The organism is Pseudomonas sp. JAI115, from assembly GCF_014200835.1.
GTDB classification, from domain to species: Bacteria; Pseudomonadota; Gammaproteobacteria; order Pseudomonadales; family Pseudomonadaceae; genus Aquipseudomonas; species Aquipseudomonas putida_A.
Window position 1 is genome coordinate 426,645 of sequence record NZ_JACHCY010000003.1, and the last position, 22,669, is coordinate 449,313.

Sequence of the window (22,669 nt, forward strand, 5' to 3'; positions counted from 1 at the left end):
GAACAAAAAGCGCAAAGATCGGGCGTCTATGATCGGTTAAATCGATTTGTTGCGCGCCGCCCAGTATTGCTCGGCGGTTGCGAACGCTTGCTCGCGGCTTTGACCGAGGCCGCGCAGGGCCAGGGCCATGGTCGAGATCAGGGCCATTTGCGGATAGCTGTCGACCACCTCGCCGCGCCACACAGCCTTGAGATGTTCGACGTCCAGCGTGGCCGGTTTGACGTGGCGCTGGCTCGACAGCTGCGGCCATTCCTCGTCCCAGCTCTCGCCGCCCTTCGTGCCGTACAGATGACTGTCGGCATCCGGATTGATCTCGATTTCGCCGCCATCGCCCTTGACCACGATCGCTGTGTCGCCGAGCAGACCGCTGGCCTCGCGATGCACCGCTTGATAGCCCGGGTGGAAAATACTTTGCAGGCCACAACGGGCGCGCAGTGGATTGAGAATCCGTGCCAGCGAGTGAATCGGCGAGCGCAGGCCCATGGTGTTGCGCAGGTCGATCATCTTCTGCAACTGCGGCGCCCAGTCGATCAGCGGCATGAACGCCAGACCGCCGTGGTTCAGCGCGCTGCCGACTTGCTGCCAGGTGCGGCACAGCGGGATGTTCAGCTCGCCAAGCAGTTGTTCGGTGTACAGACGTCCGGCGGTGTGCGCGCCGCCGCCGTGCATGAAAATCCGCACGCCGTTTTGCGCCAGGCACTTGGCCGACAGCAGGTACCACGGCAGATGGCGTTTCTTGCCGGCGTAGGTCGGCCAGTCCAGATCGACATTCAGCGTTGGCGCTGACAGGCGCTCGCGCAAGGCTTCGGTGAAACCGGCCATTTCCTCCGCGCTTTCTTCCTTGTGCCGCAGCAGCATAAGAAAAGCCCCGAGCTGGGTGTCTTCGACTTTGTCGTCGAGCACCATGCCCATGGCTTCCCGCGCTTCTTCACGGGTCAGGTCGCGGGCGCCACGTTTGCCCTTGCCGAGGATCCGCACGAACTGCGCGAACGGGTGCTCGGTGGGTGTTTCGAGGGTCAGCGCTGGAAAGTCGGTCATAAGCAATTCGTCGGTTTGGGCAGGCCCGCCAGTTTCGCGGCGAGTTTGGCAGGGGTGCCTTTGAACAGTCGGTTCAGGTGCAGGCTGTTGCCTTTGTCCGGGCCGAGTTTGAGTGCGGTGTACTTGATCAACGGGCGGGTGGCTGGCGACAACTGGAATTCTGCGTAAAAGCTGCGCAGCAGTTCGAGGACTTCCCAGTGTTCCGCAGTCAGTTCGATGTCTTCAGCGGCGGCGAGGGCGCTGGCAACGTCATGGGACCAGTCGTCGAGGTCGACCAGAAAGCCGTCCTTGTCCAGTTCGATGGCGCGGGCGCCGACAGTCATCGAGTTCATAGCCAACTGTTGACCTTGTCGTGGTGGATCGACAGTTCGACGAAGGCCGGGTAATCGATGGCTTCGGCCCAGTCGGGAGCAACGATGGCACGGGCCTGCAGGTCTTCGGCGAGGGCGAACAGCTTGACCCGGCGCTCGTTCAGCGTGGCGAATGGCGCAGTGCCCGGTTGCAGGGCGTAAACCGCATCACCGGATAACAGTAAGGCGTCGGCAGCGCCGATCACGCGCAGGCAACTGCTCAGGCGATCATCGCCGAACGGGGAATGAGACAACACATGCAAAGTCGACATCAGAGGGTGATCACCTGGTCGTAACGGTCAATAAGGGCGGTGATTTCGCTGGCGCCAAGCGGCTGCGCTTCGTCCAGCGACAGCGTGCTCAGGCCACGGGCGCTGGCGCTGTCGGTGCAGTAGAACAGTTCTTCAACGCCGAACATCGGCAGCGCCTGCAGGTTGGCGCTGAGGTCTTTCTGTTGCAGGGCCTTGGCGTTCTGTCCGGCGGCCAGTTGCAGCACGCCGTCATCGAGAAACAGCAGGCCGATCGGCAGATCGAACGCGCCGCCGGCCAGCACGACGTCCAGCGCTTCGCGGGCGCCGGGGCCGGACCATGGCGACTGGCGGCTGATGATCAACAGGGATTTGGCCATCTCACGCGCCTCCGAAACAGATCAGTCGATCGGCGTCCTGCACCGCGTCGTGCAACTGGCCGAGGCCGGACAACTCCCACGGCGCGCTGACCGCGACGGCATCACGCTGGTAGCGTTTGGCTTCTTCGTCATTCAGCACGCCACGGCGCAGGGCGGCGGCGATACACACCACACCGTCCAGTTGCTGCTCGCTGATGAACGCGCGCCATTGTTTGGGCAGGTCCAGTTCGTCCTGCGGGGTGACCACCGCGTCGGAGGCGTTGTAGACGCCGTCCTGATAAAAAAACAGCCGGACAATCTCATGCCCGCCGGCCAGCGCAGCCTGCGCAAACAGCAGGGCACGGCGCGAGGAGGGCGCATGGGCGGCGGAAAACAGCGCGATGGCGAACTTCATGACGGACTCGATCAGCAAAACTGCGGCCATGATAAAGCTTTATGACGGCAGCCGCGAAACCCAAGTGAAGCGTGGTGTTTTGTGTGGGAGCGAGCCCGCTCGCGAAAGCGGCGGATAAGGCGATGAAGAGGTTGAATGTACCGGCCTCTTCGCGAGCAGGCTCGCTCCCACAGGAGCCGATGTGGTATCGATCAGCGCGGCATATAGCCCAGTTGCCAACGCCGCGGAATGCTCAGGGACAGCACGCCCAGCACCGCCGCCAGCAAGCCGCTGGCGAACAATGCCCGAAGTCCGAAATGCTGCTCCAGCAGCGCGCCGAGAATCGCGCCGATGAACATCCCGCTCCACGGCACCAGTTGCACCCGCCAGCCATTACGCCGCTCGCCGAGCATCCAGCGCCCCAGTCCACGGCCGAACCGCGACAGCGCTCCGGTCACGTATGTCAGGCCCACTGGCAGGCCGTTCACTTCCTCGACCGCCGCGTTGAGCATGCCCATCGCGATGATCGCCGCCAGCAGCGCCGGCAGTTGCGTGTCGTACGGCCATGCCGCCGCCAGGCAAAGCAGGGTGGCGATGCACAGCAACAAGGGCAGCGTGCGCCGGCCACCGAGGCGCCCGATCACGATCCCCAAGGCATTACCGATCACGAAGGTGACGACGAGGATGATCAGGCGCAAGGTCAGTCCGAGGTCGCCGTCACTGATCGCCACCGCCAGCCGCGTGGTGTTGCCGCTCATGAACGAAACGAAATCGCCGCTGGCCATGAAGCCGATTGCATCGGTCATGCCGGCGAGTACCGACAGGCTGGCCACCAGCGCCAGACCGATGCGCCCGCGCCATTTCTGCCGATGCAGATGCCCGGAAGTGGCGCGGTGAGTCGAAGTGGAGGGCAGCATCGGCGACAATATCCTTCAGCGGCGTTTACGGTTCCAGCCCATACAGATCGCAGTAATCTTCCCAGCGCATGTGGGCCATTTCCGCTACCTCGCGATGCACCTCCATGCGCTGGGCCTGATAGTCCTCGGGCGTTGCGGCCGTCAGGAGCAAGGTCAGTTCCCAGGCGAACAGGCCTTGATTCTCCGCCTCGGCCTCGAAGGCTTCGTGCAGACGTTCTTCACGATACTGCGCAGCGGTTTCACCCTTGGCCTGGGCCTGCAGCGGATTGAGATGATCGAGGGTTTCGCGCAATTCGGGGCGCGCGTCGAGAAACAGTTTCAGGGCTTGTTCATGTCGCTGGTCGGTGGGCGCCATGTGTGTTCCTTGTGAGGCTGATGACCCTAGGGTGCCGGAGCGGCTGCCGCATGTCGCGCTATAAATGCAGTAAAGCAGAACGATTTTGCCTGTTGCGGTGATACAGTCCGCTTTTTTCTGAATGAGCGAATGCAATGCGAATTCTGATGGTAGCGCTGGCCGCGACCCTGCTGGCTGGCTGCGCGGGTTCGGTGATGGACGATTCTCGCACCAAAGCCCCGTACAAGGTTCTGACCTCGGACAAGCCGGAGAAAGTTGTCGCTCAGTGCGTACAGTTCGGCTGGCAGGACGAAGCAGTGTTTGGCGTGGACGCCGGAGCGTATCTGCAACCGGGCAAGAAGGGTGGCTCGACGGTGTACACCCGTTCCGCAGAGTCATTTGTCGACGTGACCAGCGATGCGTCGGGAACCGTGCTCAACTACTACGCGCAGAAGGACGATTTTGTTGCCAAGCGCCGGTTGGCGGCGTTGGCGACCTGCCTCTGATCATGCGTTGAAGCGGCTGCCGTTATCGCCAGCAGGCTCGCTCCCACTTTTGAAATGCATTCCATTGTGGGAGCGAGCCTGCTCGCGAAGGGCCCTTGAGGTTCAACCCTTCAAGCGCTTCTGGAAATAGTGCCTGCTATGCCCCGGCGGGTAATCAACGATCTCGCCAAACTGGCTGAATCCCAGCTTCTCGTAGAACGCCGGCGCCTGAAAGTCGAAGGTGTCCAGCCAGATGCCGAGGCAGTTCTTCTCCTTGGCCAGATTTTCCGCCATGGCCATCAGTTCCGAGCCGATGCGTTGCCCGCGACCCTGTTCCGGGACGCACAGCAACTCGATGTACATCCACTGGAAGATCACCCGGCCGTACAAACCGCCGAGAATCGCGTCGTGTTCATCGCGCACCAGCAGGGCGAAAGGTTCAGATGTGGAACCACCGGTCCGGGCGTCGTTATACGCAATCAAAGGCTCGAGAATGGCTTTGCGCTGTTCTTCCGTAGGGTTCTGCGACAGCTCGATTCGCAACGTCATGTGCAACTTCCTTGTGAGATGAACCGCCAGCCTATCCTGCCCGGGGAGCGTCTTCCAAGTCCTTCCTCATCCCTTTGGAACCGCCGCTGTCGCGCCGGGGTCTAGCTTTTACAGCGTCATTCCGAACGCGGTTGATGAGGATCCCCCATGAATATTTTCGAAGCCCTTCGCGAAAGCCACGACCGCCAGCGCAGTTACGCCAAAGCCCTGGTCGAAACCAGCGGCGACACCCCGGAGCGGGTTGAAGCCTATAAACAGCTGAAAGCCGAGCTGCAGGCCCACGAAACCGCCGAAGAGCGCCACTTTTACATCCCGCTGATGGAGTTCGACAACGGTGTTGACCTCAGTCGCCACGCCATCTCCGAGCATCATGAAATGGACGAGATGATGGAAGAGCTGGACGAGACCGAGATGTCCAGCCCGGCGTGGCTGGCAACGGCGAAGAAGCTCTCCGACAAAGTCCATCACCATCTCAAGGAAGAAGAGCAGAAGTTCTTCCAGATGGCCGGCAAATTGCTCGATGACAAGCAAAAGGAACAACTCGCTGGCCAGTACGAAAAGGAGTACCAGGCGCAACTGCCATGAGTACTGAATGCCAGTTTTTGCAGTGTCGGCGTGTAGGCCTTTGGCCATGCGTTGGGTGGGTCTTGTCGTAATGGGCTGTATATTCATCCAGTGTTTTCGGCGTTTTTGACTTGAGACGCCGATTGACTGCGACAAAACCGCCGATGGACAAAAAAACCACCTCCGTTAGCTTGAAGGCCTCTCCTCGGACAGGAGAGTTCTTAAATCAACGGAGTGAAAAACATGAATCAACCACAAGCTCAAACCCAACTGCGACACGGTCGCGTCACCTCTCCAGCCAGCCGCGGTGCGGTAGCCATCGAGCAAGGATTGCTCGGTGCCTGGCAGGTCAACGAAATGGAAGGCGGCAAGAACTTCCCGGCGCTGACGGCAGGACCTTTTCCTGCTCCCTATGGCAGCGACAGTGACAGTGTCACGCCGCCCGCCGACGGTTACATCCTCAGCGGTGGCAAGACCGATGCCCGTGACTGCGTGAACTTCACCGACGAGGAAATGAGCAAAAAGCTCAATCGTCCGTTCAGCTGGCCACTGCTCAGTGTGACCCCGGGCCAGACGCTGGAAGTGAAGTGGGAATACACCGCGCCACACACCACCCGTGGTTATCGCTGGCTGATCACCAAGGATGGCTGGGATCCGAAACAGCGTATTTCCCGTGCACAACTCGAAGCGCAGCCTTTCGCCGAAGACTTCTACACTCAAGTGCCGTATTACAGCTATCCGGGGGAATTGAAGGCCAAGGTCAATCATTCGGTGAAATTGCCGGCCACCAAAAAGGGCCGTCACGTCATCGTGCTGATGTGGATCGTCGCCAACACCGGCAACGCGTTCTATCAGGCGTTCGACGTCGACTTCAAATAACGGCGTTACGCTCAACTCACAGGTTCTGAAGGATTAGAACATGTCAAATATCGACTTCACGCTAGTGCAAAACCAGGCGGCCGACGCGGCCTCGCTGATGCCGAGCATCGCCGGCAAAAAAATACTCATGGGCTTCTGGCACAACTGGCCGGCGGGTCCAAGTGACGGCTATCGTCAGGGCCGCTTCGCCGAAATCGCTCTGGAAGCGGTGCCCAAGGAGTACAACGTGGTCGCGGTGGCGTTCATGAAGGGCAGCGGGATTCCAACCTTCAAGCCGTACAACGTCTCCGATGCCGAGTTCCGGCGTCAGGTCGGCGTGCTCAACAGCCAGGGGCGGGCGGTGCTCTTGTCCCTGGGTGGCGCCGATGCGCACATCGAGTTGCGGACCGGACAGGAACAACCACTGGCCAATGAGATTATCCGTCTGGTGGAAACCTACGGCTTCGATGGCCTGGACATCGATCTTGAACAGAGCGCGATTGATTTCGCCGCCAACAAGACCGTGCTGCCGGCCGCGCTGAAACTGGTCAAGGATCACTACGCAGGCCAGGGCAAGCACTTCATCATCAGCATGGCCCCGGAGTTTCCGTACCTGACCACCAATGGCAAATACGTCGGTTACCTGCAGGCACTTGAAGGCTATTACGACTTCATCGCGCCGCAGTTCTACAACCAGGGCGGCGACGGGGTCTGGGTACCGGAAGCCAATAATGGTAATGGTGCGTGGATCGCGCAGAACAACGATGCGCTGAAAGAGGACTTCCTCTACTACCTGACCGAAAGTCTGGTGACCGGTACCCGGGGCTTCACCAAAATCCCGGCGGACAAATTCGTCATCGGCCTGCCGGCCAACGTCGATGCGGCTGCCACCGGTTACGTGATCGACAGCACCGCCGTCGGCAATGCGCTCAAACGTCTGGCGATCAAAGGGCTGCCGATCAAGGGCCTGATGACCTGGTCGGTAAACTGGGACAACGGCGTCAGCAAGGATCGCGTGCCGTATGGCTGGGAATTCAGTCGGCGTTATGGACCGCTGATTCACGGAGCGAAAACAGCGGCACAGGAAACGGATGACACGTTGTCGCGTGTCGCCCGTTAGCAGCAATTAAAGAGCCCGGTAGCGCTGCCGGGCTTTTTTGCGTGGGCCAGGCAAACAATGCCCGGATGTGAGTCATAGCGGAGCGGGTTGTTTATCCGATCGGGACGCGCTCGATACATTGAATGACTTGACGAGATCCAGCAAGCAGGCAGCCGCCTGATTGATCTGCGCATCGGTAAGCGCCGCGTAGCCAATCAGCACGCCAGGTTTGACCGCGTGACTGCTGGTGAATGCGGATACCGGTTGCAGGCAAAGATTGAAGAGGGCAGCCCGTGCGCAGAATTCTCTTTCATCAATGTCTGCGGGTAACCAGAGCACAAAATGTAATCCGGATTGCTCGCCGGAAATCTGCAGATCAGGGTTTTCTCGCAGCTTTGAGATCAGCAAATCGCGTCGATGTTGATACGTCTGTCGCGAGATGCGCAAATGCCTTACATATTTTCCGGTACAGAGAAACTGGTTGAGTGCGAGCTGACCCAGTATGCCGGGCGTCTGGCCGGTGTCTTCGATGAGGTTGATGACTTTCTTCTGTAAATGTTTGGGAATGACCATGAAGCCCAGACGAAAGTTGCTGAACAGGGTTTTATTGAAGCTGCCGCAGAAAATCACCCGGTCGTTTGTATCTATTGATTTGATGGCGGGCAGGGGAGCACTGCCATAGTTGTACTCGCTGTCGTAGTCGTCCTCGATGATGATCGCATTGGCTGCGGTCGCCGAGGCCAGCAGGGCCTTGCGGCGTGCCATGCTCATGCAGACACCCAAAGGAGCCTGGTGAGAGGGCGTGACATAAATGGCCTGAACCGGACTGGCGGGTGACAACGCTTCAACGATCAGACCTGCATCGTCCACTGGAATATCGATGATTGTGTTGCCGGAACAATTGAATATCCGCCGGGCCCAGTAATAGCCGGGATCTTCCATGGCAACGACGGCCTCTTTTCCCAATACCCGGCTGATAAGGTCGAGACAGTGCCTGATGCCGTGGGTAATCACGATGTCCTGAGGTGAGCAGTCAATTCCCCGGTAGATCTGGATATGGTCGCAAATGGACTTGCGCAAGTTCTCGTCACCGCCGAGTGACGAGGCCGATACTGCGGTGGCGAGGTCTTTGGCGGAAGGTGTGCATAACGACTTTACATCTTTTTCTTCGAGCAATCCCGGATCGGCCAGTCTGGCAATAAACGGTACATACGGCTGTAAATAAGTAATGGGAGCAGGTGAATCGGATGACCGGTGAGTATCAAGTTCGACTTGCAGTTCCTTAGTTCTGGCGGCGGCGATCAGATTATCCGGCAATGTTGCGCAGACTACCGAGCCGGCACCTCGCTTGCGAATGATGAAACCTTCTTCGCGCAATTGATCGAAAACAGTTTCCAGGGTCCCTCGGGAAACTCCCCATCTTTGCGCAAGCGTACGCGTGGAGGGCAGCGCTTCGCCGGATTGGAGCCGGCCGGAACTGATCAGATGTTCAAGGAAACGGCACAAAAGCTGATGTTTGGTGGACAGCGAATGTTCGGTCAATTCGAACGGCAAGACTAGGTCGAGGCCAACTGGCCGCTTACCTCTGGTCATAGTGGTACACACCAAAATCCATTTAATGGATCTTCATCTTAGCGCGGCATACAAATACGCTCAACGCCGCTCAAGCTAACGCGTTGAGGGGTGGCGCGCGAGTCATTGGGGTCAAGAGAAACTGGATTGGTATAGGGATATCGTCGGCAATGACTGCTTTTGAAAAACTGTCAACACTCAATAAGACTAATCATCGCGAGCCGCAACTAAAGATTGCGATAGTCGGAGGGGGTGCAACAGCGATTAGTGTAATTGATGCGTTGCAGCGCGACGTTAAGCTGAAAAATATGGATGTTGCAATTACTCTCTATGAGCCTGACAAGAAAATAGGTCCAGGTCGCGCTTATCAAAACGATGGTGATTATGGATTGATTAATCGCCAGGCCCGATTCATGTCCGTGAAAAGTGACGATCCCCGGCACTTTGTAGGATGGGTCACTCATAAATATGGAAGTGCACTGGCGCAACTTGATTTCTTGCCCCGTCACTATTTTGGTGAGTACCTGTCCGATTGTTTTGCCGAGCAAGTGGCGCTGGCGCGCGACCTCAAGCGGCCGATTCGGGTGATCGGGCAAAAGGTCACCAGCCTGACAATGCACGATGACAAAGCGGTCGTCGGTGTCGAAAACGGGCCGCAACAAGTGTTCGACCGGGTGATTTTGTGCATCGGTACCGCTGAACCGGCGGATATCTTCTCGTTGGCCTGCTCCCAAAACTACATCGGCAATCCGTATCCGATGTGGACCAAGTTTTCCGCGATTGGCGGCGACGATCAGGTGGCGATCATTGGTTCCAGCCTCTCCGCTGTCGATGCAGTCCTGGCCCTGAATGCCCAGGGACACCGCGGCAAGATCGTCATGCTGTCGCGCAATGCGCTGCTGCCAGCGGTGCGCATGCCGCATCACGACTTCACTTACAAGGTCATCACCCGCGAACGCATCGAAGAGCTGCGTGATGAAGCGGGGATGATCTCCTGGTCGAAATGGCTTGGCCTGATCACCTTCGAACTGACTGCCCAAGGCGTGGATCTGGAGAAGCTCAAGGCTGAACTGGCGCCAGGTCAACTGCCGTTCGAGCGGCTGGAGCGCCATCTTCAAGCATCGGCCCGTGGCGAAAAGTGGCTGTCCATCCTGATTGATATTGCCAACGACTACGTCGAGCTGGCCTGGGACAGCCTGAGTGCGGGCGATCGCAGTTATTACATGGCCAACTATCACTCGATTTTCATGAGCCTGTGCAACCCGATGCCTCCGGCAACGGCCAACAAGTTGCGCAACATGCTCGAATCCGGGCACCTCGTGATTCGTCCTGGCCTGAAGGGCGTGGAACTGAGTCCCGGTGGCGGTTTCGTCCTGAATTACCAGGCAGGCGCCTGTCATGCCGACTGGGTCATCAACGCCACTCGATCTGAAACCGGTGGTGTCGGGCAGACCGGTACCGAGCTGGTGTCTTCGATGGTCAACAATGGCGTCGCTCAGCACCATCCGTTTGGTGGACTGCACGTGTCATTCGGCTCGCACAAGGTCATCGACCGCAGTGGCAAGGCCAGCGACGCTATTTATGCCTTGGGCCAACTGGCTGCCGGTAACCATTACTACACCAGTTCACTGGCCATGATCACACGTCAGATCGACCGGGTTCTGCCGCATTTGCTGACGACTGATCAATACCTCAAGGAGCTTTCTGCGTGAAATCCAGCCGCCCCGGAATCCTGTTACCTGCAGCGTTATTGACGGCTGTAATCGTGCCGCAGCTCGGACTCGGTCTGATGACGCCTACGGTTGCAAAACTGGCGGAGGAGTTTCGAGTCCCCCATGAGGCGATTCAGGAAACGTTTGTTGTTTACATGATCGGGTATGCGTTGTCCGTGGTATTGGCGGGGATTCTTGCCGATCGTATCGGAGCCCGTCGCGTACAGATTTCGGGGTTGCTGATTTGTGCTGCCGGGTGCCTGCTTGCAGCGTTCTCGGACTCCTTTTACCTGTTTGCGGTTGCGCGTTTCATGCAGGCCCTCGGAGGGTGTGTAGGAACCGTAACCACCAGGCTGATCGTGAAATCCGATTATCCGGAAAGCAAACGTCTGCGAATTCTCACCACCCTTGCCTCGGCGATAGCGCTCACGCCGTGTATCGCACCGTTGCTCGGCGGCATGTTGTTACCTTCGCTGGGATGGCGCTGGATGATGGGCGGCGTGGGGATGTTCAATCTCGCGGCATTGGTGCTTTTCTGGCAGGTCGACACCTCTCCGGGAGCATCGGATTCGACGGGGCGCAGCATCATTGCCGTTTATGCCGCCAACTTCAGAAATGCGGATTATCTGGCTTATGCCGCCGGCATCAGTCTGGTGTGGATGAGTTACTTCGTGTTCCTGTCCTGTTCGACTTATGCGTTGCAGACGGAACTGGGCATGTCCAGCCTGGGTTACGGCGCGGTGATCTCCCTGTGCGCCGTCGGTTATGTGATTGGCAGTACGTTGGCGCGAGCATTGAGCGCCAGGTGGGCGTTGAACGAGATCCTGCTGCTTGGAAGCAGGGTAGGCATGGCCGGGTGCATGTTGCTGGGCATTCTGCTGTCGGTGTTTGGCAGTGTGCTGCCGGCGCTGCTGATTCCGATGGTGTTCATTCTGTTGTCGGTCGGGATGGTGATTCCCGCGACTCAGGCCGGGCTATTGAAGAGTGTCAGTCGCGATATCGGTATTTCCTCCGGGCAGTTTTTCTTTTTCCAGATGGCGGCGGGGGCCGGTTACGGTTTGCTGGTCAGTTCCTTTTCCGAACTGGGCGTTCGTGGCCTGGCACTGTTTATCGCCATTCCGATGGTCGTGTTGTTCGTTTTCCTGAATATGTCGCGGGCACTGTCGAAGTCCCCGGATGAGCAGTTGAAGGCAGTCTCTCGGACCTGAGTTTGCTGTTGCTGCGGCCCTGATAAAAAAACAAGGATGTGTAGTCGTGCAGTATCTGAAATCGCTGAAGTTGAACAGTGTGTGTTATGACATTCGTGGCCCGGCACTGGAGCAGGCCAGAAAGATGGAGGAGGACGGCCAGCGCATTCTCAAGTTGAATATCGGCAATCCCGCGCCCTTCGGTTTCGAGGCGCCCGACGAGATACTCCAGGATGTGATCCGTAATTTGCCGACGGCGCAAGGTTACAGTGACTCCAAAGGCTTGTTCAGCGCCCGCAAGGCCGTCATGCAGTACTGTCAGCAGAAGCAGATCGAGGGCGTCGGCGTCGACGATATCTACCTGGGCAATGGCGTCTCCGAGCTCATTGTGATGTCACTGCAGGCGCTGCTGAACAACCGCGACGAAGTGCTGGTGCCTGCTCCGGATTATCCGTTGTGGACCGCCGCGGTGAGTCTTGCCGGGGGCAATGCGGTGCACTACAGGTGCGACGAGCATCAGGACTGGTGGCCGGACCTCGATGACATACGGGCCAAAATCACCCCCAACACCCGAGCGCTGGTGATCATCAACCCCAACAATCCCACCGGTGCGGTGTATCCGCGAGACGTGCTGCTGGGAATGCTGGAGATCGCGCGCCAGCACAATCTGGTGGTGTTCTCCGACGAGATCTACGACAAGATTCTCTACGACGAGGCGGTGCACATCAGCACCGCCTCGCTGGCGCCGGACCTGCTGTGCCTGACCTTCAACGGGTTGTCCAAGTCGTACCGGGTGGCCGGGTTCCGCTCCGGCTGGCTGGTGATTTCCGGGCCGAAGCAGCATGCCGCCGGCTACATCGAAGGCATCGACATGCTGGCGAACATGCGCCTGTGCGCCAACGTTCCGGCCCAGCATGCGATCCAGACCGCGCTGGGGGGTTACCAGAGTATCAATGACCTGGTCTTGCCTCAGGGGCGTCTGCTCGAGCAGCGTAACCGGGTGCATGAACTGCTCAACGCTATTCCTGGCGTCAGTTGCGTCAAGCCGATGGGCGCGCTGTACGCATTTCCAAGGATCGATCCGAAAATTTGCCCGATCAAGGATGACGAAAAGTTTGTCCTCGAACTGCTGATGTCGGAAAGGCTGCTGGTGGTTCAGGGAACCGCGTTCAACTGGCCCGCGCCCGACCATTTCCGCGTGGTCACGTTGCCGGCACTGCCGGACATCGAAGACGCGATGGCGCGGATTCATCGATTCATCAGCAGCAGGTCAGTCAACAACCTGAGCGTTCGTCGAGTGGCGAATAACGCCCGGGACCTGTGGCCGGTCTTCTGATTCCAGAGGCAGATCAAGTAAGCAAGTTGTCATGCCAGACGTAAGTTCGTGGCAGGTGTGACAGCGCAAAGTGCCAGACGGCTGGATGCCACACTCGGTCATCTCTCTAAGTTGTGCAGCATAAAGGAATGAGTATGCGGAACTTTGATGCGCAGGTTTCTTATCGGGTCATGCTTTCTCAGGATGAGATTAATCATCGTGGGGCCGGTTGGGAAAAAGAGGCTTTGAATGAACTGGAAGAGCGACTTGGGGCAGGGTCCGACTTTCCCTGCATCTTTTCCAAGAATGCATTCAAGAAGTCTTCGATCAAGTTTGTATTTGTCGACACTTTGGATGCCCAAGGGCTGGCGAAACTGGCTGAAGGGTTAAAAGAGTATGTAACGCTTTCCAGAACATGGAGTGGTTCAATCGAGGACGCTTATCCGCTCATCGTGTTCTTTTCAACCGATGCGATATCGGCGAGTACCGCGCAGGATTATCAGGCCGCCGGGTGGGGCGTGCTGCAGAGCCTGCACTGGCTGGATGAGAGCCCGTGGCCGGACAGCGTCGATGTCGACCCGGAGTCACCGTTCTGGTCGATGTGCTTCGCGGGAATGCAACTGTTTGTGAATATGAGTTCTCCCGCACACAAACTTCGCAAGAGCAGAAACCTCGGGTCAAGATTTGCGCTGGTGATTAATCCGCGTGAACGCTTCGATGTATTTGCCGGCGATACCGTGGGCGGACGTAATGTTCGCGCCAATATTCGCAAACGCATCCTTAAATATGATTCGGTGCCCCACGCCTTGCAATTGGGCGGGTTTGGCTCTGACGCCAAAGAGTGGTGGCAATACGGTTTGATTGAAGAAAATGCAGAGCGCACGGATGTTTGCCCGTTCAAACATTCCAGCCATGAAAATAAAGAGGAAGCCTGATGTTCAAGTTGATTGTATCCAACGGCAGAGTGGCAGACCGCACGGCATTTACCCGTATCGGCGCGTTGAAGGCCGCGTCGGCACTTGAAGCAAAGTACGGTGTAGCGCCGCTGTATATCGGTGACGGCAGCTGCGAGCCGGCGGCCGATGACTGGACAGTCAGTCTGCCGGCAGGACGTGAGCAGATCGATTCGCTGCATCGCGCCGTGGCCTGTGCGGTAGAGGAGCAGCAACTCACAGTGGTCATCAACGGCACCTGCCCGGCCAGCCTGGGCAGCGTACCTGCGGTTGCCAGACATTACCCGGACCTTTGTCTGGTGTGGGTCGATGCCCATGGTGACTTCAATATTCCGACGACCACTGACACGGGCTACCTGGGCGGGATGGTGGTGTCTGCCTTATGTGGCCTCTGGGACAGCGGCTGTGGCGCCGGCGTGCGTGCGGAGAACGTCATTCTGGTCGGCGCGCGCGACATCGACGGGCAAGAGCAGCGTCTGCTGAGCGCCAATAATGTGCGCACGCTTTCTCCGCAGCAGGCAACCGCCGAAGCGGTGCGCAGCGCGATCGGCCAATCGAAGGTCTGGGTGCACATCGATTGGGACTCTCTTGAGCCTGGCTACGTGCCCGCCGACTACGCAGTGCCTGACGGTCTGCTGCCGCAACAGCTCGCGGCGATCCTGGGAGCAATTCCGCTGGAGCAGATCGTCGGCCTGGAAATCGCCGAGTTCAACGCCTCCTGCGATGCGGCGACGGCACAGCGTGCGACCCAGTGCATCATCGATATCGTTGACCCGCTCCTGTCCAAAGCGTGTCTTGAGGCGAGTGTGTGCCATGCATAAACCGCCTGCTGCTGACCGGCTGCGTTTCAGCAAGATGCACGGTGCGGGCAATGACATGATCATTCTCGATCTGCGTGATGCGCAGGATCCGTCGCGCGAATTGTGCAAGTACCTGGCTAACCGCCATAAAGGTATCGGCGCCGATATGGTTCTGGGCGTCAAGGCGGCGCGCAATCCATCGTCCGTAGCCTCGTTCGATATCTGGACGGCGCAGGGCGAGTCCTCCCGCCAATGCGGCAACGGTGCGCGGTGTGTCGCCGCATGGCTGGTTCGGGCAGGCCTGACGGAGGCGTCCGAGTTCACCCTCGACAGTCCCTCCGGTACCCACCGGGTCCGGGTCATGGAGGACGGCAACTATCAGATCAGCATGGGCGCACCGAATTTCTCGCCCGCCGCCATCCCGGTGTTCGGCTTCGACCAGGCGCAGTCGGCTTATCAACTCGAACTCGCCGGGCAACACCTGGCGTGTTCGGCGGTATCGATGGGCAACCCGCATGCGGTGATCGAAGCCGAACGTGATCAGTATGAGATTCCAGCTGTCGGCAGCGCCCTGCAAAACTCCGGGTATTTCTCCCCTGACGTCAACGTCGGGTTTGTACAGCTGCAATCGCGCAACAGGATAAAACTCAAGGTCTACGAATTCGGCGCAGGCGAGACGCTGGCCTGCGGCAGCGGTGCCTGCGCGGCGGTCGCGGTGCTGGCGCGGGCCGGGCGGGTCGACCGCTCGGTCGATGTCGAACTGCCCGGCGGAACCCTTGAAGTGACATGGGAGAGTGACTTGTCCGCGATGTACCTCTCCGGCCCTGCTGAATTCGTATTTGATGGAGAACTCGCTCATGCCGTTGTATGAAAGCATTCTGGAAACGATCGGCCGTACGCCAATCGTCAAGCTGCAAAGGCTCGCCCCGGAACACGTCAGCATTTATGTGAAGGTCGAGTCGTTCAACCCCGGCGGTTCGGTCAAGGACCGGCTGGCGCTGGCGGTGGTACTCGACGCCGAAGCCAGAGGCCTGTTGAAGCCTGGCGATACGATCGCCGAATGCACCTCCGGCAACGTCGGCATTGCGTTGGCGATGGTTGCCGCGGCGCGCGGCTATAACTTTGTGGCGATCATGTCCGATAGTTACTCGATCGAACGGCGCAAGCTGATTCGCGCCTATGGCGGCAAGGTTCTGCTGTTTCCTGCTCACCTGGGCAGCAGCGGCGGCAACCAGATTGCCGATGAACTGGCGCAGAAATTTGGCTGGTTCAGATCGCGACAATTCGATAACCCGGCCAACCCTTCCTATCACCGCGAAACCACCGCCACCGAAATCCTCGGTGATTTCGCCGGTAAACGCCTGGACTACTTTGTCACCGGTTTCGGCACCAGCGGCACGCTGACCGGCGTTGGCCAGATGCTGCGAGTCGCGCGACCTGCGGTGCAGATCGTTGCCGCAGAACCGGAAAATGCTGCGTTGCTGTCGGGCGGCACCTGGGGCGTGCACCAGATCCAGGGACTCGCGCCCAACTTCACGCCGACCATCATGGACAAGACCGTCATCGATAAAGTCCTGACCGTGAACGAGTACGAGGCGCGCGACACTTCGCAGCGCCTGGCCAGGGAAGAGGGGATCTTCGTCGGCATTTCTTCGGGCGCTTCGGTCGCCGCAGCGTTGAAGGTTGCCGAGACCGCAGCGGCCGGTTCGGTGCTGCTGGCCATGTTGCCGGATACCGGTGAACGTTATCTCTCGACGTTCCTGATGGACGGCATCGCCGAAGGTTCCGACGATGACTGGTTGCAGTCGCTCGAGCCGTAACAGGCAACCGGTTACTTGGCGAAGCAGGCGCTCTAAGGGATTAGCATCATGGTGGAAACTCTTCCGGCAGCAGATTACATCGAGTTCGCGCGCCCGTTTCCAATGCATCGTGGAGGTGTACTGGAAGATTTCAGGCTGACGTATGAGACGTTCGGGCAACTGAATGATCGTCGCGACAACGTCGTCCTGGTTCTGCCCGGCATGTCCGCCAACAGCCACGTCTGCAGTGTCGCCCGCGATCCTGAGGCGGGCTGGTGGGAGGACTTTGCCGGTTCAGGCAAGCCGATCGATACAGACCGCTGGTATGTGATCTGTTTCAACTATCTGGGTGGTTGCAAGGGCTCGACGGGGCCGCTGTCCACCGAGCGGGCGAGTGGCAGGCCTTACCAGTCGCGCTTTCCCGAGCTGAGCATCGAAGACATCGTCGACACGATCGTCATGGCCGTGAAAGCGCTGGGCATGGCGCAAGTGACCTGCCTGATCGGCGCTTCGATGGGTGGCATGTGTGCGCTGGCCCTGTTGACCCGGCATCCGGGGTTTGTCCGGCATCACATCAACCTGTGCGGCGCGGCCAGTTCGCTTCCCGTGTCCACAGCCTTGCGTTCATTGCAGCGGGAAGCCATCCGCAGTGATCCGCTGTGGGCCGGTGGCGAGTATTCGCCGGATGCGCGCCCGATCCACGGCATGACGCTGGCCCGCAAGATCGGCCTGTTGAGTTATCGCTCCGGCGCGCAATTGAATCGCCGTTTCAGCCGCTGCGATCAGGCGGCGGGGAAATCCGCCGGCATGATCCACGACTTTGAAGTCGAGGATTATCTGCAGGCCAATGCCTGGCGATTCGCGCGGGATTTCGACCCCAACAGTTATCTGCAGCTAAGCCGCGCAATTGATCTTTATGCCTGTCTGACGCCGCCGCAGGGCGGTTTTCAGACTGCCGGGCTGGAGCAGGTTCTGGTGGTCGGCGTCGAGAGCGACACGCTGTTTCCTGTTGCGCAACAGCAGCACATCGCTCAAGGGCTCGAGCAGGATGGTGCCGAGGTGACCTTTGTCCGGCTCGATTGCCCGGACGGCCACGACGCCTTTCTGACCGATCTGCGGGCGTTCGGGCCGCTGCTGGAACATTTCATGAATCGTATTGGTTCCGTCCTTCCTGCGGGCAGGGCGGAGCGTTGTCTGGAGTTGCACGATGAACGATTTTGACAAGGTTGCATTGGTGACCGGTGCCAACCGTGGCATCGGTTTCGAGGTGGCGCGACAACTGGCCGCCGAGGGCGTGACGGTGGTGCTCAGTGGCAGGAATTATCAGGCTGTCGCTCAGGCGGCCGATGAGCTGACCGGCATGGGCCTGAAGGCGTTCCCGTGCCTGCTGGATGTCACGGATGAAGACAGCATCGCCTCGGCGGTCAAATTGCTGGAGGCGAAGTTCGGTCGACTGGATATCCTGATCAATAACGCGGCGATCCGTATCGAATCCTACGGGTTGAACCCTTCGCAACAACCACTTCAACAGTGGCGCCAGACGTTTGAAACCAACCTGTTCGGCATGGTCGCGGTGACCCAGCATTGTCTGCCGCTGATTCGTCAATCTGCGGCCGGACGCATCGTCAACGTATCCAGTCTGCTGGCATCGCTCACCACCCATACGGACGTCGATTCCTACGCCTATTCACCGATGTTCAAATCCTTGCCGGGCTACAGCGCCAGTAAAAGCGGGGTGAATTCGTGGACGGTTCATCTGGCTTACGAGCTTCGCGACACGCCCGTCAAGGTCAATGCCGTGCACCCCGGTTACACCAAAACCGGCATGAATGATGGCGCCGGTGATCTCGATGTGCAGGAAGGCGCGCGGACCAGTGTCGCGCTGGCATTGATCGGTGCCGATGGCCCCACGGGCACTTACCGCCATCAGGATCGCGTGATTCCCTGGTGAGTCGTCGCTGTTTTTCTGCTTCCAACTGTTCAGTAGAAAGGATTCATCATGATTAAGCTTGCACTCGTCACCGATAAGCCGAACCTGCACATTGACTACGACATGCCGCCATTGCTTGAAGCCTGCAAGCAACTGTCGATCAACGCCGATGTGTGTTTCTGGGACGATCCGTCAATCGATTGGGCGGCGTATACCGCCGTATTGATCCGTTCACCGTGGGACTGCATTGAAAGCCTCGACGAATTCTTTGCCTGGTGCGACAAGGTGCATGCACTGACCTGCCTGTTGAACGTGCCGTCCGTGGCCCGGTGGGGCTTGAACAAGTTGTACCTGAAGGACATTGCTGCGCGCGGTGTGCCGATTATTCCCAGTGTGTTCCTGGCGCCCGACGACGCTCCCGAGGGTCATCTGGCTGACTTCCTCGACGCGAACACCGACAGCCACGAATTTGTCGTCAAACCGACGATCGGCTCGTATTCGCGCGGGGTGAAAAGATTTGTCCGTGGCGGTTCCGAGGCCGGGCTGGCACACATTCGCGCGCTGCAAAAGCGCGGTTCGCACGTGATCATTCAGCCGTACATCACCACCATCGACACTTACGGCGAGACGGACCTGACCTTCTTCGATAACACCTTCAGCCATTCCATCCGCAAGGGCGCCATGCTCATGGCGGACGGTACGGTGAACGTGCCGACCCCCGAATTTCGCCAGCCGCGCGAGGCGGATGCCGAGGAGCAGGCGGTGGCGCTATCGGCGCTGGTGGCTTCTGCCGAGGTGCTCGGGCTTGAGCTGCCGTTGCTCTACGGCCGGGTCGACGTGATCCGCGACTATGACGGTCGGCCAATGATCATGGAAATGGAGATCTGCGAGCCTTCGCTTAACCTGCCGTTTCGCGCCGACAGTGCGATGAACCTGATCAAAGGCGTGCTCAAGCGCATCGACCGGCACCTGGTCGATCTCTGACACCATCCGCGAACACCAGTAAACAAGCCCGACAGCATTGCCGGGCTTTTTTTGTGCGCGCGATTATTCGACTATGGGCGTTTTCCGATGGCACAAGGAACAGGCGTCATGACCAAGACAGCCGAGCGGGTCAACATTGTCGATACTCAGGTGTTGTCCCACGACTGGTATCTGTTGCAGAAAATCACCTTCGACTATCTACGCAACAACGGTGACTGGCAGCGGCAGACTCGCGAAGTCTACGACCGTGGCAATGGCGCGGCGATCCTGTTGTTCAACCGCGCACAGCGCACGGTGGTGCTGACCCGCCAATTTCGCTTGCCGGTGTTCGTCAACGGTCACGACGGCTTGTTGATCGAAGTGGCGGCGGGGCTGCTGGAAGGTGCGGCGCCGGAACAGCGGATCCGCGACGAGGCCGAAGAGGAAACCGGTTACCGCGTGCATGAGGTGAAGAAGGTCTTCGAGGCCTACATGAGCCCCGGCTCGGTGACCGAGAAACTGCACTTTTTTATCGCCGAATACGACGCGAAGTCAAAGGTCAGCGAGGGTGGCGGCCTGGAAGAGGAAACCGAAGAACTGGAAGTGCTGGAGTGGCGCTTCGATGAGGCACTGGCGGCGTTTCAGCGCGGCGAGATCTGCGACGCCAAGACCATCATGCTGTTGCAATACGCGGCGATGAATAACCTTTTCGACAGCTGATTCAACGCCAATCCATTGTGGCGAGGGCGCTTGCTCACGCTGGGCTGCGCAGCGGCCCCAGGTTTTTGCCCGTGCTGCGCACTGGAGCGGGAGCAAGCGCCCTCGCCACCCAATGGCATTTACGGGGTTAAAACAGGTCCCCTGTTCTACCGACATCAGACCAGTCCCCGCCCTCCAGCACCAGCAACCGCTCTTTTGCCTCAAGCCCACCCGCAAACCCGGTCAACTTCCCCGACGCGCCGATCACCCGATGACACGGCGCCACAATCGAAATAGGGTTGCGCCCGTTCGCCGCGCCCACCGCACGCACCGCCGTCGGGTTGCCGATCTGCTCGGCGATCTGGCTGTAAGTGCGAGTCTCGCCAAAGGGGATGGTCAGCAGCGCCGCCCAGACCTTTTTCTGAAAATCGGTGCCGACAAAATCCAGTTCCAGGTCGAAGCGATCACGCTTGCCGGCAAAATATTCCTCAAGCTGCTGCGCGGTTCGCTGCAGCAGCGGATTGTCCGGCGCTTCGCTCATCGGACCGAGGCGCACCCGGCCCGGTTTGTCGTTTTCCCAGAGGATGGCCGCCAGTCGTGAGCCGTTCGCCACCAGCTTCAATTCGCCGACCGGTGAGGGCAGGGTGATGAACGTGTACGACATGGGCAGAACTCCGGATCGGTACGGCGAGAGCGCCCAGCATACTGCCTGAGCGGGGAGGCGCAAATCGCAATAGCGACCATACTGCTTGGTGCTTTTGCTGCGTTCCCCTCTGTTCTGCACAGAACCCGAAAACAAAAAAGAGATCGACTCATGAAGTACGAACCTTTGGCCAAAACGCTGATTGCGACGTCACTGGCACTGAGCTGCCTCATGGCCCACGCCGCTTCCGTAGCACCGGTTGCCGCCGAAAACGGCATGGTGGTCACCGCTCAACACCTGGCCTCGCATGTCGGTGTCGATGTGTTGAAAAACGGCGGTAACGCGGTGGATGCGGCGGTCGCTGTGGGCTATGCGCTGGCGGTGGTGTATCCCGCCGCAGGCAACCTCGGCGGTGGCGGTTTCATGACCATTCAACTGGCGGACGGGCGCAAAACCTTCCTCGACTTCCGCGAAAAAGCCCCACTGGCGGCGACTGCCAACATGTATCTGGACAAGGACGGCAACGTCGTCCCGGATCTGAGCACTCGTGGTCACCTCGCCGTGGCGGTGCCGGGCACCGTGTCGGGCATGGAGCTGGCGCTGAGCAAGTACGGCACCAAACCGCGCAAGGACATGATCGCTCCGGCGATCAAACTGGCGGAAGACGGCTTTGAGCTGGAGCAGGGCGACGTCGATCTGTTGGACTACGCCACCGATGTGTTCAAGAAGGACATGCGTGATTCCGGCTCGATCTTCCTGCACAACGGCGAGCCGATGCAGGTCGGGCAGAAGCTGGTGCAGAAGGATCTGGCGAAAACCCTGCGCACCATCTCGGACAAAGGCGCCGACGGTTTTTACAAGGGCTGGGTGGCCGACGCCATCGTCACATCCAGTCAGGCCAACAAGGGCATCATCACCCAGGCCGACCTCGACAAATACAAGACCCGCGAACTGGCCCCGGTGGAGTGCGATTACCGTGGCTACCATGTGGTCTCGGCACCACCGCCAAGCTCCGGCGGGGTGGTGATCTGCGAGATCATGAACATCCTCGAAGGCTATCCGATGAAGGATTTGGGCTTCCATTCGGCCCAGGGCATGCACTATCAGATCGAAGCGATGCGCCACGCCTATGTGGATCGCAACAGCTATCTGGGCGACCCGGATTTCGTGAAGAATCCGATCGAGCACCTGCTGGACAAGAACTACGCCACCAAGCTGCGCAATGCGATCCAGCCGCAGAAGGCCGGGATCTCCGCCGAGCTGAAACCCGGCGTCGCCCCGCATGAAGGCAACAACACCACGCACTATTCGATCGTCGACAAGTGGGGCAACGCAGTGTCGGTGACCTACACCCTCAACGACTGGTTCGGCGCCGGGGTGATGGCGAGCAAGACCGGGGTGATCCTCAACGACGAGATGGACGACTTCACCTCCAAGGTCGGCGTGCCGAACATGTACGGTCTGGTGCAGGGCGAGGCCAACGCCATCGCTCCGGGAAAAACCCCGCTGTCGTCGATGAGCCCGACCATCGTCACCAAGGACGGCAAAGTGGTGATGGTGGTTGGTACGCCGGGTGGCAGCCGCATCATCACCGCGACCTTGCTGACCATGCTCAACGTCATCGACTACGGCATGGGCCTGTAGGAAGCGGTCGACGCGCCACGCTTCCACCAGCAATGGATGCCGGAAGAAACCAACCTCGAAGACTTCGCCGCCAGCCCGGATACGAAGAAGATCCTCGAGAGCTGGGGCCACAAGTTCGCCGGGCCGCAGGATGCCAACCACATCGCCGCGATCCTGGTCGGCGCACCGTCACTGGGCGGTAAACCGGTGGGCAAAAACCGTTTCTACGGGGCCAACGATCCACGGCGTAATACCGGGTTGTCATTGGGTTATTGAGC

At 59.2% G+C, this 22,669-nt stretch carries 23 protein-coding genes and 3 pseudogenes; 16 read left to right on the forward strand and 10 right to left on the reverse strand.

The window, feature by feature from the left end:
* Window positions 1-36 precede the first annotated feature (36 nt).
* From HDC30_RS09865 to HDC30_RS09895, 7 genes are all read right to left on the reverse strand, one after another.
* On the reverse strand, window positions 37-1,038 hold the full coding sequence (locus HDC30_RS09865; RefSeq protein ID WP_183782670.1) for a glycosyl transferase family protein: 1,002 nt from the start codon (window positions 1,036-1,038) through the stop codon (window positions 37-39).
* The gene (locus HDC30_RS09870) at window positions 1,035-1,370 is read right to left on the reverse strand and encodes a TusE/DsrC/DsvC family sulfur relay protein (RefSeq protein WP_003223861.1); all 336 of its coding nucleotides are present in this window, start codon (window positions 1,368-1,370) and stop codon (window positions 1,035-1,037) included. Before HDC30_RS09870 ends, HDC30_RS09865 begins: the two co-directional genes overlap by 4 nt.
* Window positions 1,367-1,660 (reverse strand): sulfurtransferase complex subunit TusB, encoded by a 294-nt coding sequence (gene tusB, locus HDC30_RS09875; RefSeq protein ID WP_027614680.1) that lies wholly within the window; start codon window positions 1,658-1,660, stop codon window positions 1,367-1,369. Before tusB ends, HDC30_RS09870 begins: the two co-directional genes overlap by 4 nt.
* Window positions 1,660-2,016: a sulfurtransferase complex subunit TusC gene (tusC, locus tag HDC30_RS09880; protein WP_027614681.1), complete on the reverse strand. Its 357-nt coding sequence runs from the start codon at window positions 2,014-2,016 to the stop codon at window positions 1,660-1,662. Before tusC ends, tusB begins: the two co-directional genes overlap by 1 nt.
* Window position 2,017: 1 nt before the next feature.
* Window positions 2,018-2,410, reverse strand: coding sequence for a sulfurtransferase complex subunit TusD (gene tusD, locus HDC30_RS09885; protein WP_027614682.1), 393 nt, complete (start codon window positions 2,408-2,410; stop codon window positions 2,018-2,020).
* 191 nt (window positions 2,411-2,601) lie between these two features.
* Window positions 2,602-3,306 (reverse strand): YoaK family protein, encoded by a 705-nt coding sequence (locus HDC30_RS09890; protein ID WP_095138960.1) that lies wholly within the window; start codon window positions 3,304-3,306, stop codon window positions 2,602-2,604.
* A 25-nt stretch (window positions 3,307-3,331) separates the two neighbouring features.
* Complete coding sequence (locus tag HDC30_RS09895; RefSeq protein ID WP_183782672.1) at window positions 3,332-3,661, reverse strand: DUF6388 family protein; 330 nt, start codon at window positions 3,659-3,661, stop codon at window positions 3,332-3,334.
* A gap of 134 nt (window positions 3,662-3,795) precedes the next feature.
* On the opposite strand from HDC30_RS09895, the gene HDC30_RS09900 reads away from it, so the two are divergent.
* Complete coding sequence (locus tag HDC30_RS09900) at window positions 3,796-4,146, forward strand: hypothetical protein (RefSeq protein ID WP_097088098.1); 351 nt, start codon at window positions 3,796-3,798, stop codon at window positions 4,144-4,146.
* A gap of 102 nt (window positions 4,147-4,248) precedes the next feature.
* Here HDC30_RS09900 and HDC30_RS09905 read toward each other — a convergent pair whose 3' ends face one another.
* A complete protein-coding gene (locus tag HDC30_RS09905; protein ID WP_027614686.1) occupies window positions 4,249-4,674 on the reverse strand; it encodes a GNAT family N-acetyltransferase in 426 nt (141 codons plus the stop codon).
* A 147-nt stretch (window positions 4,675-4,821) separates the two neighbouring features.
* Here HDC30_RS09905 and HDC30_RS09910 point away from each other — a divergent pair, with 147 nt between their 5' ends.
* The 3 genes and pseudogenes from HDC30_RS09910 to HDC30_RS09920 all read left to right on the forward strand — a co-directional run.
* The gene (locus HDC30_RS09910; protein WP_027614687.1) at window positions 4,822-5,259 is read left to right on the forward strand and encodes a hemerythrin domain-containing protein; all 438 of its coding nucleotides are present in this window, start codon (window positions 4,822-4,824) and stop codon (window positions 5,257-5,259) included.
* Window positions 5,260-5,481: 222 nt separating this feature from the next.
* A complete protein-coding gene (locus HDC30_RS09915) occupies window positions 5,482-6,117 on the forward strand; it encodes a lytic polysaccharide monooxygenase auxiliary activity family 9 protein (RefSeq protein ID WP_027614688.1) in 636 nt (211 codons plus the stop codon).
* 40 nt (window positions 6,118-6,157) lie between these two features.
* Window positions 6,158-7,180 (forward strand): annotated as a pseudogene (locus tag HDC30_RS09920) (chitinase); the annotation flags it as partial.
* 108 nt (window positions 7,181-7,288) lie between these two features.
* Here HDC30_RS09920 and HDC30_RS09925 read toward each other — a convergent pair.
* Window positions 7,289-8,749 (reverse strand): PLP-dependent aminotransferase family protein, encoded by a 1,461-nt coding sequence (locus HDC30_RS09925; RefSeq protein WP_183782674.1) that lies wholly within the window; start codon window positions 8,747-8,749, stop codon window positions 7,289-7,291.
* A 188-nt stretch (window positions 8,750-8,937) separates the two neighbouring features.
* Between HDC30_RS09925 and HDC30_RS09930 the strand changes: the two genes are divergently transcribed.
* The 11 genes and pseudogenes from HDC30_RS09930 (at window position 8,938) to HDC30_RS09980 (ending at window position 20,146) form a co-directional block, all read left to right on the forward strand.
* Entirely contained in the window at window positions 8,938-10,479 is a 1,542-nt protein-coding gene (locus tag HDC30_RS09930) for an FAD/NAD(P)-binding protein (protein ID WP_081730309.1), read from the forward strand.
* Window positions 10,476-11,687, forward strand: coding sequence for an MFS transporter (locus HDC30_RS09935; RefSeq protein ID WP_183782676.1), 1,212 nt, complete (start codon window positions 10,476-10,478; stop codon window positions 11,685-11,687). The genes HDC30_RS09930 and HDC30_RS09935 overlap by 4 nt, the downstream gene beginning before the upstream one ends.
* A gap of 46 nt (window positions 11,688-11,733) precedes the next feature.
* Window positions 11,734-12,927: pseudogene (locus HDC30_RS09940) on the forward strand (pyridoxal phosphate-dependent aminotransferase); the annotation flags it as partial.
* Between the two features lie 209 nt (window positions 12,928-13,136).
* Window positions 13,137-13,916 carry a YqcI/YcgG family protein gene (locus HDC30_RS09945; protein ID WP_095138976.1) on the forward strand — a complete coding sequence of 260 codons (780 nt, stop codon included), beginning with the start codon at window positions 13,137-13,139 and terminating at the stop codon, window positions 13,914-13,916.
* Complete coding sequence (locus tag HDC30_RS09950) at window positions 13,916-14,755, forward strand: arginase family protein (protein ID WP_049827968.1); 840 nt, start codon at window positions 13,916-13,918, stop codon at window positions 14,753-14,755. Before HDC30_RS09945 ends, HDC30_RS09950 begins: the two co-directional genes overlap by 1 nt.
* On the forward strand, window positions 14,748-15,605 hold the full coding sequence (dapF, locus tag HDC30_RS09955) for a diaminopimelate epimerase (RefSeq protein WP_027614692.1): 858 nt from the start codon (window positions 14,748-14,750) through the stop codon (window positions 15,603-15,605). The genes HDC30_RS09950 and dapF overlap by 8 nt, the downstream gene beginning before the upstream one ends.
* Window positions 15,592-16,554: a cysteine synthase A gene (gene cysK, locus HDC30_RS09960; protein WP_150369653.1), complete on the forward strand. Its 963-nt coding sequence runs from the start codon at window positions 15,592-15,594 to the stop codon at window positions 16,552-16,554. Before dapF ends, cysK begins: the two co-directional genes overlap by 14 nt.
* Window positions 16,555-16,602: 48 nt before the next feature.
* Window positions 16,603-17,754, forward strand: coding sequence for a homoserine O-acetyltransferase (locus HDC30_RS09965; RefSeq protein ID WP_183782679.1), 1,152 nt, complete (start codon window positions 16,603-16,605; stop codon window positions 17,752-17,754).
* Window positions 17,741-18,484: an SDR family oxidoreductase gene (locus HDC30_RS09970; protein WP_096795626.1), complete on the forward strand. Its 744-nt coding sequence runs from the start codon at window positions 17,741-17,743 to the stop codon at window positions 18,482-18,484. Before HDC30_RS09965 ends, HDC30_RS09970 begins: the two co-directional genes overlap by 14 nt.
* A 48-nt stretch (window positions 18,485-18,532) precedes the next feature.
* Window positions 18,533-19,447: a RimK family alpha-L-glutamate ligase gene (locus tag HDC30_RS09975; protein WP_183782681.1), complete on the forward strand. Its 915-nt coding sequence runs from the start codon at window positions 18,533-18,535 to the stop codon at window positions 19,445-19,447.
* 108 nt (window positions 19,448-19,555) lie between these two features.
* Window positions 19,556-20,146 (forward strand): NUDIX domain-containing protein, encoded by a 591-nt coding sequence (locus tag HDC30_RS09980; protein WP_183782683.1) that lies wholly within the window; start codon window positions 19,556-19,558, stop codon window positions 20,144-20,146.
* Between the two features lie 127 nt (window positions 20,147-20,273).
* On the opposite strand, the gene HDC30_RS09985 is transcribed toward HDC30_RS09980, so the two are convergent.
* Window positions 20,274-20,789 carry a methylated-DNA--[protein]-cysteine S-methyltransferase gene (locus HDC30_RS09985; protein WP_183782685.1) on the reverse strand — a complete coding sequence of 172 codons (516 nt, stop codon included), beginning with the start codon at window positions 20,787-20,789 and terminating at the stop codon, window positions 20,274-20,276.
* A gap of 150 nt (window positions 20,790-20,939) precedes the next feature.
* Between HDC30_RS09985 and ggt the strand changes: the two are divergent.
* A pseudogene (ggt, locus tag HDC30_RS09990) lies at window positions 20,940-22,667 on the forward strand (gamma-glutamyltransferase).
* The last annotated feature ends 2 nt before the right edge of the window (window positions 22,668-22,669 follow it).